Here is a 13560-nt window from a genome sequence, read left to right as displayed (position 1 = left end):
ATTTCTTGATTTATTCGATAGTGTAGGTTGGGTTATCGGCATCTGCCAAATACAATGTTATGGTATACGTACCTGCACTTACTGGAATGTTGGCTCCGTCTACCTCTAACGTATCGTCATTACCATCATCTCCATAATTAAAATCCCAAGCATCATTGGTACGAAATTTAATTTCACCGTCTAACAACGTAACATTTTCCAAAATCCAAACGCCTTCGTTGGCATAATCTGGTGTAAAACGTACGTTAGGACCGTCCCACCCATTGGGAGCAGCATCACCAACCAAGCCCCAAATATCAATAGGTTCTAAAGTATATAGGTTATTGGTAAAGTCTACCGAAACTAGATAGTTACCAGCTTCTACCATAATATTATCACCATTGGTTTCAATAGTACCATCTGCACCGGTATCACCAAAGTTTACAGTCCAATCATTGTTTTGTCTAAACTTCATTTCACCATCTGTAAGAGTTACCACTGCCCTCCATTGGTCAGAAGAAGAATCATACGTTAAGGGCGTATCTGGACCATCCCAACCGTTTGGTGTAGCGTCACCAACCAAGCCCCAAGTAAATGGCTCTATGCTATAGCTAAAGTCGTTTAAACTAAACATTACCTTGTAAGTGCCAGCTGTTACTTGTATGTTGTCTCCGTCTAAATCTAAGACACCATCGGCACCAGTATCCCCGTAATTAACGGTCCAATCGTTGTTTTCACGGATTTTAAGCTCCCCATCTACAAGCGTAACATAAGCCACAAATTCGTTAGCGATTGCTGTGCTGTAAACAGGTACGTCTGGACCATCCCAACCGTTAGGTGTTGCAGACCCTACTAGACCCCAAGGCGAACTTAAATCGAACGTAGTTGCATACCCTGTAATTGTTAGGGTCTGTGCTGCAGAAGCTGCCACTACATCTTTACCTAACATAGCTTCTACCCAAACTTTAACTTCGTTTTCTAGGCCAGCTAAAGCACCTGCATCTGCCACGGCCTCATTAAGTTCTTCTGCTAAAAAATCTTTGCTTAGCACGTTACCCACATTTACACGGGCTGGCATAGCCTCTGTAGCTGCATCTACCCCTACAACCACGTTATAAGTAGGCACTGCACCAGTAAAGCCAAAATCTGGAGCAGTCCAATTAAGGCTTAAAACTGTTTCTCCTGTCAAATCTCTAGTTAATTCTAGAGCATCTGTAGAAGATAATGTAAGCTGTGTACTTGCCTCACTACTTACTCTTATGTTTTCATCATCATCGCTACAACCTGTCACCAAAAGTGCCATTGCTACGATGGATGCATATATAAATGCTAAATTTTTCTTCATCGTCTTAGTTTTTAGTTAGTATAGCCTGGGTTTTGTTCCAATAATGGATTTGCTTGTAATGCTTCTAAAGGAAATGGAAACAAGTTGTAATGGTCTGGAATGGAAGTACCATCTGCCACATTACCTTTCCAAGGCCAGTTGTAAGTTCCTCCAGTAAAGCGACCAAAACGAATTAGGTCTTGTCTTCTATGACCTTCATAGTACAATTCGCGTGCGCGCTCATCTATCAAGAACTGCTCAGTTAAATCTGCTTCTGTGATATTTCCACTAGCATCACCGTAAGCTCTTTCTCTTAGCGCATTAATGTAATCTACCGCCTGTGCCGCGGAACCACCTCCACCTCTAAAAAATGCCTCAGCGTACATTAAATAAGCATCTCCCAAACGGAATAAGGGTATATCGGTATCGGAGAAACTACTCTGCCCAGAACTACCATCGGAATATTGATTTTGGAATTTAGTAGTTGGGTAACCACTTTCCCAGGTACGGTAATCGTCCATTTCATAACTATGCCCCTCTGTCCAGAAAATGGCTCTACTATCCGCTGTGGTCTCCAGATCGCCAAACAAGCCATAAATGGCCGGTGTACAACGGTGACCAAACCAACTGTCCGAATTTCCGAACTCTGCTATGGGCATAGTAGTATCTCCCAAGCTACCATTGGTTAAGTAGGTTGCTGTTCCGTAGGACTGAACCGTATTTCTATCCCCAATAATTGGAAAAATGATTTCTGGTGAGGTAAAATTATCACCCTGAAAAATGGACTGGTAATCATCATCCAACGTAAAAGGGGACTCCAAAATCACTTTTTCACTATAGGTAAGCGCTTCTGCATATCTAGCGGTACCGGTATACACTTCCGCATTTAAGTAAATCTTGGCCAATAACATGTGAACTGCGGCTTTATTTGCCCTACCGTATTCATTGCTCGCAGGTATGGTCTCCTCTACGGCCAACAATTCGCTCTCCACAAAGTTAAAAACTTCTGTTCGGGTGTTGCGCGCTCTTCTTACGCCCGTAACCCCATCTTCTTCGGTTACGATGACCACACCTCCAAAGGTGTCCATCAAATAATAGTAGAAAAGGGAACGTAGAAAACGGGCTTCCGCCACATATAAATCCGCGTTTGGCTCATCCGCCTTTTGAACGTCTATAATAAAGTTATTGATCTGCGCAATATTGAAATAACTTCTGTTGTAGAGGTAACCAAAGAACTTATTGGTAGGCACCCAATTGGTAGCGGTGGTTAAAGGGTCCAAACCTCCATCACCCCAGCGATTTTTGGCTATATCGGTAGTAAGCTCTTGCATGTTCCAAATAGCTCTGAAAAATACGGTTTCTCCTGGGTCGTCCCCTGCAATATCCGCTTCTTGGTTATCACTGCCAGGAATACCGATTCCGTGCAGAGCCAAGCCACCATAGAGTTTACCAAGAATACCTAAGGCTGCATTCTCATCTTCTTCCAATAGGTTATCGATACTTTTCTGCACCCTTGGCTCGGTATCCAAATCATCTATACATCCTACCAAAACAGTAGCTGTGAATAGTCCGAATATTATCTTTTTAATCATCTGTAGTTCGTTTTTAGAAGTCAAGGTTTAATCCTAAAGTGTAGGTACGTGGACGCGCATATGGCGAAGTTTCTATACCGTCAAAATTTTCGGGGTCCAAACCGTCATAATCCGTAATAACAAAAAGGTTGTTGGCAGAGCCATAGAATCTCAGGCTTAACTTTTTATCCTTAAAGGGTGTAAAATTGTAGCCAAGGGTGATATTATCCAATCGTAAGAAAGAAGCATCCGATAGGTAAAAATCAGAAAGGGCCTGCGTATCGGACGGCATCTCTGGGAACCCATCGTACTGCGAACCATCAAAAAGGTTCAAAGTATTGTCAATAAAACCAGAATCGGTCTGCGGAATGGCCGCCAAAGCAAAGCCCCTATTCAACAAATTGGCATTGTAAACATTGCCCCCTAATTGCCCTCTTAAATTGGCTGTTAAATCAAGGTTTTTATACTGAACAAAGGTTCCGAAACCGTAGGTCCACTTAGGCTCAAAAGGAATAAATCTTCTGTCCGCATCAGAAATTAAACCATCTCCATTCTTGTCTACAAAGGCGTCTTCAATCACTTTACCATTGGCATCATACACTTGCTCATACAACCAGAAGGTACGGTTACGCTCACCAACTGCTGTTTGCCCAATATTGACACCCGTTCCACGACCGATACCTCCACCACTAGAAAACTGTGTGATATTATCTAAATCGGTAACATAGGTCTCATTAAAAGCTGCATTGGCATTGAACTCAAGGGTGAAACCATCCGCTTGTACCGGCCTAAACTGAAGTGCACCCTCAAAACCTTTGCTTTCCGTTTCACCCACATTACTTACGAACCGGTTTCTTAAAGCTCCTTCTGATTGGGGCACCTCTGCCAATAAATCCGTAGTATTTCTGATATAACCATCTACACTACCGCTTAACATATTGGAGAAAAAATTGAAATCGATACCCACATTGTAGGTTGAAGTCTTTTCCCAAGTTAGATTAGGGTTGAAGGCATTGGCCCTGTAGGTGGTTATCAATTGATCACCGAACATATAACTCACCGTTGGATCACCATCATCATATAATGCAGTGTACGGGAAATAGCCCACTGGACCTGTGATATCCTGTTGACCTGTGAGACCCCATCCCAATCTCAGCTTTAATTGATCAATCCAAGTGGTATCACTTAGGAAATTCTCTTCATCCAATTTCCAAGCCAAAGCTGCTGCGGGAAAGTACCCCCACCTATCATCTTTGGCAAACAAAGAGGAAGCATCTGCCCTTACCGAAGCGGTCAACAAAAAACTGTCAAAAAGAGTTAAGTTGGCCCTAGCAAAATAGGATTGAAGGTTTAAAATATTGTAATATTTAAAAGGCTGCTGAGATTCCCTAAAACCGTTTTCTGTAGTAGTTGGAAAAGTAGTTCCTTGGGTGGTAAAATTCTGATATCCATAACCTGCTTGTATGTCCAATCTATTGACCGCCCCTTCAAAATCCCTTGCATAATTTAAATAGGCATCTAAAAGATGATCTCTCTTTATCTGATTTTCCCTAAAGCTTTCGCTGAAGTTATTAAATATGGGGAGTCCATCAAATACAGTATATGCCCCAACGGCGCTTGGCAAGAAATATTCGTTAATGCTGGATTCCGAATAGTCGATACCAGTGTTAATTACTGCCGTCAAGTCTTCAAAGCCATGAATTTTGTACCTAAACTCGGCACTCCCAATAAAACGGTCTGCATCTTCATTTCGTTCTCGTTGCTTCAGTAAAGCCAATGGATTCGCTGGGCCTACAATACCTTGATCATCGGTCAATTGGTAGAATCCACCAAAAATGCCTCCTTGGGGGTCATAAATTGGTAATGTCGGGTTCGCCGTTAAGGCACTTCCAATGGCCCCCGTATCGGGTTGATCTTTTTCCGTGGCGATTCCCTTGGCGTTGATTGTCACCTTTAAGTGTTGGTCAAAGAACTCGGGAGCGATGTTCAAGGAGACCGTATATCTGTCTAATTGCGACTCCTTTAGAATACCGGCGATTTCTGAATGCCCGAAAGAAGCCCTGACCGGAATCTTATTAAAAAGATTTCCCCTCGCAGTTAAGTTATTATTGATGGTGTAGGAAGTTCTATAAATTTCCTCCTGCCAATTCGTATCGTAGATAGTACCGTTCAGGCCCAATAAATTTGCACTTTCAGGATAGGTGTTCTGAATAAAATCAACATATTCAGCCGATTCAAAAATATCTATCTGATTGCTTAAGGTACCTACTTGAACATTGGACGAGAAATTGAATTGCGGTGCTCCCTTGGTACCGGACTTAGTAGTAATAATAATTACACCGTTTGATGCCCTAGAACCATAGATTGCCGTAGATGATGCATCTTTTAATACCGAAAACGATTCAATATCATTTGGGTTGATGAGCGTTAAAGGGTTGGCCTGACCAGCAGGATTCTGATTGGATAACGGTACCCCGTCAATTACAATCAATGGACTATTGTTCGCGTTAAGAGAGGAGCCTCCACGTATACGAATGTTGATGCCTGCATCGGGGTCACCGCCATTGTTGACCACCCGTACACCGGCAGATTTACCAGTTATCATTTGGTCTGCGGTTGTAATAGCACCTTTGTTTAAGTCTTCTGCCGTTAATAATTGCACAGCTCCTGTGGCATCCTTTTTTGTGGTGGAGCCATAACCAATGATAACCACTTCATCTAATTGTGATATATCACTTTCCATAGAAACATCTATTACATTAGATGTTACTGTTACCTCTTGTGTTTTTAGACCTATGTATGAAAATACCAATACATTGCCTTCGCTGGCCTGTATGGAATACTTTCCATCAAAATCTGTGGTAACACCGTTGGTAGTTCCCTTTAAAACAATAGAAGCGCCGGGTAAGGGTAGTCCCAAATCGTCAATGACCGTACCGGTCACCTCTTGCTGCGCCAATGCAAATAATGGTGCACAGAAGAGCACCAAGAAAAACATTGTAATTTTCCCTCGCATGTGTGAGTTGAATTTAAGTTAGTAGTTTATGATTTAAAGTCTCCATTAAATCGGAATTAAAACTACTTGAAGACATCAGCTCGTTCGCTTCATTTTATAAAATGACCTATAAAAACGGAATTGACACCTTTTCCAAAGACAAAAACTACATTTTTTAAATAATTGAAATTCAAATACTTAAATTCAATTTAAGGACATTTAAAAAACGACAAACCCAACATGGCCCACAACGTTAAATTTTGATTCTTAGAGGCAGAAAAGTGTAATTTGACTGATTAAGTATTCGTAAAATATGCCCTCTTATTTCGGATTTAAATAAATAAAAGGGTGTTAAAAAAAGAATTTGTCAATCCTGAAACGTAAACAAGCAGGTATATAAATCAAATAGAAAAATAAATTGTACAAACCCAAAGTATGCTTCTTAAAAACAAGGAATATTTAACCTAAAGACAATACTGCTTTCTCATATTTTCTTTGTCTACAACCTAATTTTGACTATTCAAATTGAATGGATATTCCAAAACCTTCAAGACTTCTGTTCAACTCTAGACAATTGCAATTAAAAGGAATTAAATTCTTCTAACACCTGTAAAAACCAAGTATAGTGCAATTTTTCTCCTTTTTAAAAATCATTTTAAAAGCTTCAACAAAAACACTAATTAAAAGTTAATCTTTCATAATTTAATAGTGTTACTATTATATTTGCGAGACTCAATTTTCAAAAACATGGAGAATCTATTAAAATCCCTTAAAATACAAGTCAATGAAGGACTTTATATAAAAGACCCTGAAACAAGCGATTTAGGGAGACGTATTGTGAAAGAAAGTATTTTAATGATAGACCAAATCGGTTTTGAGCACTTCACTTTCAAGAAATTGGGTACTGAAATAGGTAGTAACGAAAGCTCCATTTATCGGTATTTTGAAAACAAACATAAACTATTGCTTTACCTTACTTCATGGCATTGGGGCTGGTTAGAATATCAACTAGTATTTGGCACTAATAATATGAACAATGTGGAAGACAAATTGAAAAAGGCCATTGAAATCATAACCCGACCCACAAAATTTGATGCCACTTATTCCCATATAGATGAGGTGAAGTTGAATAATATAGTTGTAAATGAATATTCTAAATCGTATTTGACCAAGGAGGTAGATATCGAAAATAAAGAAGGTTATTTTGCCATTTATAAAAGACTGGTCAACAGATTAAAGGAGATGATTTTGGAGGTGAATCCCGATTTTGAATTCCCTAGTAGTTTGGCAAGTACCGTATTGGAAGGTTCCTTACATCAACGTTTTTTAAAAAATCACTTTCCATCGCTCACCAATTGTAGCGAAAAGCAAGGTCCAAACACCTTTTTTAAACACCTGGTTTTTAATTCTTTAAACAATTAATGAATGGCTAAAAATGTACTAACCGCTTGGCAACGCCTCATAAGCATGCTAAAACTTGATAAACGGGATGTTTATCAGACTTTCTATTATGCCATTTTCGCAGGATTGGTAAACTTATCCCTACCTATTGGTATACAAGCTATTATCAACCTAATTCAAGGTGCACAAATAAGTACTTCTTGGATTATACTAGTAGTACTGGTGACGGGTGGTGTGGCCTTTGCAGGTCTTTTACAGATCATGCAGATTCGCATTATTGAAAATCTTCAGCAGAAAATCTTTGTAAGGGCTTCTTTTGAATTTACGTACCGCTTTCCCAAAATAAAAATGAGTGAACTAAGAAACTATTATCCTCCGGAACTGGCCAATCGTTTCTTTGATACTTTGAACGTGCAAAAGGGTCTTTCCAAAATCATGTTGGATTTTCCAGCATCCATTCTTCAGATTATTTTTGGTTTGATTCTATTATCGTTTTACCATCCCTTTTTTATCATCTACGGTCTACTGTTGTTACTACTTATTTATGTGGTATTTAAGTATACCGCACAGAAAGGTATGGATACCAGTCTGGACGAATCCAAATTAAAATATCAAGTAGCCCATTGGATCCAGGAAGTTGCGCGGTCCCTGGTAAGTTTTAAACTTTCTGGTAAAACCAATTTGGCAGTCACCAAGAATGACTCCTTGGTTACCCATTACTTAAAAGCCCGTGAAAGCCATTTTAGGGTGCTCTTACTGCAGTTCATTCAGATGATTGGTTTTAAAGTACTCGTTACTGCCGGTCTTCTGCTAATTGGAGGTCTCTTAGTACTCAACCAAGAAATGAACATCGGGCAATTTGTGGCAGCAGAAATCATCATTCTTTTGGTGATTACTTCCGTGGAGAAATTAATCCGTGGACTGGAAACTTTTTATGATTTGCTTACTTCTCTTGAAAAAATGGGACAAGTGGTAGATAAGGAGCTGGAAGATCAAGATGGGGACACTCCATTTACCGAGCAAGAGGATATGACCATTGAACTAAACAATGTTTCCTTAACAGTTCCCGGCGGTAAAACAATCCTTAATGAGATTTCTTTGAAGATAGAACCTCGCTCCAAATACCTGATTACAGGTCCCAATGGTTCGGGTAAATCTACATTTTTACGTCTTATTGCCGGAATTATTGAACCTACCGGAGGTAACGTATATGTAAACGACATATCATTGAATGGTATCAACTTTAATCATTACCGCTCTTTTCTGGGCCAATCATTAACGGAAGAAACCCCGTTCGAAGGCACTATTTGGGAGAATATCACTTTTGGTAACAAGGAAATTTCCCAAAAAGATTTGCATTGGGCACTTGAAGGTGTTGGTCTCCTACAGTTTGTAAAAGAACAATCCTTAGGTCTTAAAACCATTATTTATCCTGAGGGAATGCAAATTCCCCATACGGTAGCCAAAAAGATTGTCTTGGCACGAAGCATCGTAACCAAACCTAAAGTGCTTTTGCTAAAAGACCCATTGAACCTTTTTGATGATGTGGAATCTCAAAAAATTATGGAATTCCTTACGGATAAAAATCAACCATGGACGCTTATCGTGGCAAGCCAAGACCCAAGGTGGAAACAGAATTGTCACAAGGTCATTACCATGAACAAAGGAAGAATCGTCTCCTCTAAATAAAAAACTATGCTTAATATATCTAAAAATCCGCTGAACAAAACCGTTCACCTTACCGGATATGCCTCCACGGAAAGGGTTTTTCATCAAAGACACTACAAGCATTTAAACAGATTTCTTTTGGGGTCGGCCATTTTTGGGCTCATTGTCCTGTTGTTGCCATGGACGCAAAACGTGCGTGGAACTGGCTACCTTACCACTTTAAGTCCCGAACACAGACCTCAGACCATACAATCACCTATCCCCGGACGAATTGAAAAATGGTATGTGAACGAAGGTGATTTTGTACAAAAAGGAGATACCGTTCTATTCATTTCCGAGGTGAAAAATGAATATATGGATCCCAAACTGGTGGAAAGAACAGGGGCGCAACTGAAGGCAAAAAGCCTATCTGTTCAATCCTATGAAGGCAAGGTAAAAGCCCTCAAACAGCAGATTGTTGCCCTACAACAGGAAAGAGGACTAAAGTTGGAGCAGGCCAAGAATAAGCTGGCCCAGTCAAAACTAAAGGTAAAAAGCGACAGTATTGATCTAATTGCCGCCGAGACAAATATTGATATTGCAGACAGGCAGTATAACCGTACCGTTCAATTGCAGGAAGAAGGCTTAAAAGCGGTGAAGGATGTAGAGGAAAAGCGTTTAAAACTACAAGAGACACAGGCCAAATTGGTCTCCCAAGAAAACAAGTTGTTGGCCTCTAAAAATGAAGTGATCAATGCAGAAATGGAAATCAATCGGCTAAGGGCATCCTATGCAGATAAAATAGCGAAATCTGAAAGTGATATGTTCACCGCCCAATCCAACCAATATGATTCGGAAGCGCAGGTAAGCAAGTTGGAGAATCAATATTCCAACTACGACATTCGTAGTTCTTTGCACTATATAAGGGCTCCCCAAAGCGGGTATATCAATAAAGCGATCAAAGCTGGTGTGGGTGAGGCTTTTAAGGAGGGCGAACAATTGGTGAGCATTATGCCCGCAGATTTTGATATTGCCGTGGAGACTTATGTATCTCCCATTGATTTGCCGTTGATCCATGTAGGAGGAAAAGTGCGGATACTTTTTGATGGATGGCCCGCTATTGTGTTTAGTGGATGGCCCAACACCTCTTACGGTACCTTTGGTGGTGAAGTAGTTGCAGTGGAAACCTTTATCAGTCCCAATGGCAAATACAGGGTTTTGTTGGCTCCAGACCCAGAGGACAGGGATTGGCCCAAAGACCTACGTGTTGGTTCCGGAGCAAGCACCATTGCTTTGTTGGATGATGTTCCGATTTGGTACGAGTTATGGCGACAACTAAGTGGTTTCCCTCCAAATTATTATCAACCGGAAACGGCAGCAAACACTCAAAAGAAATGAGGCAACTGATTTACTACATCTTCTTCATGAGTACTTTTTGGGTACTTGGGCAAGAAACTACCACGGTGTTGCAATTCAACGAGTATTTGGCATACGTTAAAAAGTTTCATCCGGTAGCCAGACAAGCCGAATTGACCATTGATTCCGGACAAGCGGAGCTCATGAAAGCCCGTGGTGCCTTTGACCCTAAACTGGAAGTGGATTATAATAAGAAGCTTTTTAAGGGTACGGAATACTTCGAAAAGTTGAATTCAACCTTTAAAATTCCTGTTTGGTACAGTTTGGATTTTAAGGCGAAATACGACCGTAATGAAGGAGAATATTTGAACCCGATGGACAATGTACCTGATGATGGATTGTACAGTGCAGGTGTTTCGCTTTCCGTAGGGCAAGGACTTTGGATGAACGACCGTATGGCGACCCTAAAACGAGCCAAAATTTTTATGGAACAGTCCAAGGTGGAGCGCGATTTACAGGTAAACCAAATATTATATGAAGCCTCCATGGCCTATTTTAAATGGTTGGAAGCCTATAGAAACCAAGAAACCTTCAGTCAGTTTTTGTCCAATGCCCAAAAGCGCTTCGAAAGCATAAAAATTAGTGCCGAGTCGGGTGAATTGGCGGCCATAGATACCGTTGAAGCAAAGATAACCGTACAGGACCGTCAATTGCGATTGGAGCAATCAACCATTGATTTGGTCAATTCTTCTTTGGAACTTTCCTCCTTTTTATGGTTGGACAATGTACCCATAGAATTACAGCCCAATGTGGTTCCGGATATTGATTTGGATGCTATTGTGGATACTACCTTGGAAATTGCCGGAATGCCTTTGGATAGCTTCCCTATGGAAAATCACCCAAAATTAAGGTCGCTTGATTTTAAGGTGCAAAGTTTGGTTATCGATAAAAGATTGAAAACCAACAAACTCCTTCCCAAAATTGATGTGGAATACAATTTTTTAACGGAAACTCCGGAGTACCTGAATTCTTTTGAAGACCAAAATTATAAAGCCGGGGTCACTTTTAGTCTACCCTTATTTTTGAGAAAGGAACGAGGTGATTTAAAATTGGCCAAAATCAAGCTTGATTATGCCCGATTGGATTATGACAACGCCCAAATTCAAATAAGAAATAAAATTGTGGGACTCTACCAAGCCTTGGATTCTTATCAAAAACAACAAAATTTGATGTTGGATATGGTGGACAATTACGAACGGATGCTCAACGCGGAAGAACGTAAATTTAATCTAGGGGAAAGTTCCCTTTTCATGGTAAATTCCCGTGAAAGCAAATTAATTGATGCCACGCTGAAGCGGAATGAAATTCAGAACAAATTCTATTCTGCCAAGGCAAAATTGTTTAATTCCATCGGTCAGGCTCCGCAGAACCTATGATCAATTTTGTAGGTTGCCTTGGAGATCGATGTTAACAGAAAATGGATCCAGCAACTTATCCACTAGAATACTTACGGTTTCTCGGTTAAATTCTGTGCCGGGATGGAAGGATTGAGCGATTCCCCAATCCTTCCAATGCTTTTCTATAATAGCAGGGGAAAAGGATTGGTCCATAACTTTCATTATTTTTTCCAAAAAAGGAATTTTCACCCCATAGCCTGAAGCCGGTAATTTCTCCAATTGTGGAAAATAGGGTAATAGTCCCTCTTTCAATTCGTATTCGGAAACAATACGCTCTGGATAGAAAAAGGTTTGGTTGGCCCATTTATAGGGAATGCCATACGTTTTTAAAACCCCGCTGGCTGCTATCTTTTGTATGGAGGAAAAACTGACGTCCGTAGGTTTTACATCAAAAAGTGGTAGTAAGTAGGCCTTTTGTTCTAACAAAAGTTGTTGTACATCACGAACGGAAACCTCGGAAACCTTCCTTTCTTTAATGATGGCGGTCGCGGCTATAGCGCCGGCTGCCTGCCCAATTCCCAAAACAACTGGTTGTAAACGGGTGGTGCCGTTTACGATGTTACTCACGCTAATATTTTTATCGGCCACCAAAAAGTTGTCAGTATCCCTAGGAATAAGTGCACCCATGGGAATGGAGTAACTGGGTACCTTTATATTGATAAAGTCGATCACCGGAGCATCAGCATTCTTGTCATGATGGTGATCAATAGGATAATCGCCAACAGCCACGCCCGTTTTGTACAAATTGAAATCATAGGGACTTTCCAAATGATCAACGGTCAAAAACACCTTCCCTTTTGCCCTTCTACCTTCCCTGTGGTAGGGAATCATGGGCAATTTATCCTTAGTTCCGAATTCATCGGCCAACCGCAAATGGTCAAACCCCAATTCTTGCTGAATGTAATAAATAAAACCAAGGGTAAATTCCTTTGCCTTCTTTATCTCTTTCTCCAATTCCTTATTCGATAAGTCCTTCCATCCTATATAAAAGTCATTACCACAATGGGGCCAATTGATCATGTATTTGCCATTGGGCAGCTTGGCATAATTTAGCATTTGCTCACATCCTGAAACTTGCCCGAACATCTCGCCTCCTTTTCGCTCACAGGCACATTTATATGCTTCAGGGTCATAATTTTTGGGCTTTTTGACCAATCCCTTTTTAGACCGTTCGGATGTGGTTTGGGACACATCCTCTAAAATAGCAACGTAGGTTAAGTCTTGGATAATATCATTTGCGTTTTGAGGAGCTTCTTTTTCTCCTGTTTCCGATTGGGAATCCATTCCAAAGCGAAAATCTGCATTTACCAGTGGAAGTACTTCCCCGGTTTCGGTAGCATCAATTAAAATGGTCGCTGAAACGTTGTGTATTTTTTTGTTTTGTTCATAGGTAACCTGCCAGCCATCGGCTTTTTTCTGAATGTTCTTATAGTGCGCATTGAAGGTCAATTTCAAGTTGGGAAATTGCGCCATTTCTCTTAGAATTTCTTGCCCTACGGAAGGTTCAAATAGCGTGTGGCTAACCCAACCGGTTGCCAAGGTTTTAGCACCTCCATAGTAATCTCGCAAACCTTGTCTAAACTCGCCCCAAATTCCGGACGGCATATCATGATTACCATCAATGGCCGAAACCCCTGCGGAGGTGAGCATGCCTCCCAACCAAGGTGTTGCCTCCATGATCTGTACCTGTACTCCGCTTCTTGCGGCTTGAATACCGGCAGCAGTACCTCCTGCCCCACCACCAATGATGAGCACATCTACTTGGTTTTGAGCAATAGTATAATTGGTAACCAACATCAAAATCACCCATAAGAAATGGAATACGCGCAT

General features: G+C 40.7%; 8 protein-coding genes. 4 read left to right on the top strand and 4 right to left on the bottom strand.

Going from position 1 to position 13560, the window contains the following annotated elements; translation table 11 throughout:
• Window positions 1-10 precede the first annotated feature (10 nt).
• Genes BIZ36_RS14890 through BIZ36_RS14880 form a run of 3 tightly spaced genes read right to left on the bottom strand, consistent with a single transcriptional unit; the run spans window position 11 to window position 5890 of the window.
• Complete coding sequence (locus BIZ36_RS14890; protein ID WP_187458686.1) at window positions 11-1324, bottom strand: SusF/SusE family carbohydrate-binding protein; 1314 nt, start codon at window positions 1322-1324, stop codon at window positions 11-13.
• 11 nt (window positions 1325-1335) lie between these two features.
• Window positions 1336-2895, bottom strand: a complete 1560-nt coding sequence (locus BIZ36_RS14885) for a RagB/SusD family nutrient uptake outer membrane protein (RefSeq protein ID WP_187458685.1) — start codon at window positions 2893-2895, stop codon at window positions 1336-1338.
• A 13-nt stretch (window positions 2896-2908) separates the two neighbouring features.
• Window positions 2909-5890, bottom strand: a complete 2982-nt coding sequence (locus BIZ36_RS14880; RefSeq protein ID WP_187458684.1) for a SusC/RagA family TonB-linked outer membrane protein — start codon at window positions 5888-5890, stop codon at window positions 2909-2911.
• 726 nt (window positions 5891-6616) lie between these two features.
• Between BIZ36_RS14880 and BIZ36_RS14875 the strand changes: the two genes are divergently transcribed.
• From BIZ36_RS14875 to BIZ36_RS14860, 4 genes are read left to right on the top strand one after another with little or no spacing between them, the layout of a single operon-like run.
• On the top strand, window positions 6617-7291 hold the full coding sequence (locus BIZ36_RS14875; RefSeq protein WP_187458683.1) for a TetR/AcrR family transcriptional regulator: 675 nt from the start codon (window positions 6617-6619) through the stop codon (window positions 7289-7291).
• A gap of 3 nt (window positions 7292-7294) precedes the next feature.
• A complete protein-coding gene (locus tag BIZ36_RS14870; protein WP_187458682.1) occupies window positions 7295-8959 on the top strand; it encodes a peptidase domain-containing ABC transporter in 1665 nt (554 codons plus the stop codon).
• 6 nt (window positions 8960-8965) lie between these two features.
• Window positions 8966-10315 carry an HlyD family secretion protein gene (locus tag BIZ36_RS14865; RefSeq protein ID WP_187458681.1) on the top strand — a complete coding sequence of 450 codons (1350 nt, stop codon included), beginning with the start codon at window positions 8966-8968 and terminating at the stop codon, window positions 10313-10315.
• Window positions 10316-10341: 26 nt separating this feature from the next.
• Window positions 10342-11709: a TolC family protein gene (locus BIZ36_RS14860; RefSeq protein ID WP_222937410.1), complete on the top strand. Its 1368-nt coding sequence runs from the start codon at window positions 10342-10344 to the stop codon at window positions 11707-11709.
• Here the strand turns inward: BIZ36_RS14860 and BIZ36_RS14855 are convergent, their stop codons facing one another.
• Complete coding sequence (locus BIZ36_RS14855) at window positions 11710-13560, bottom strand: FAD-dependent oxidoreductase (RefSeq protein ID WP_187458679.1); 1851 nt, start codon at window positions 13558-13560, stop codon at window positions 11710-11712.

This window comes from Cytophaga sp. FL35 (assembly GCF_014349235.1).
Taxonomy (GTDB): Bacteria; Bacteroidota; Bacteroidia; order Flavobacteriales; family Flavobacteriaceae; genus Euzebyella.
Note: the sequence above shows the minus strand (reverse complement) of the source record. Positions and strands in the feature narration are given on the sequence as shown.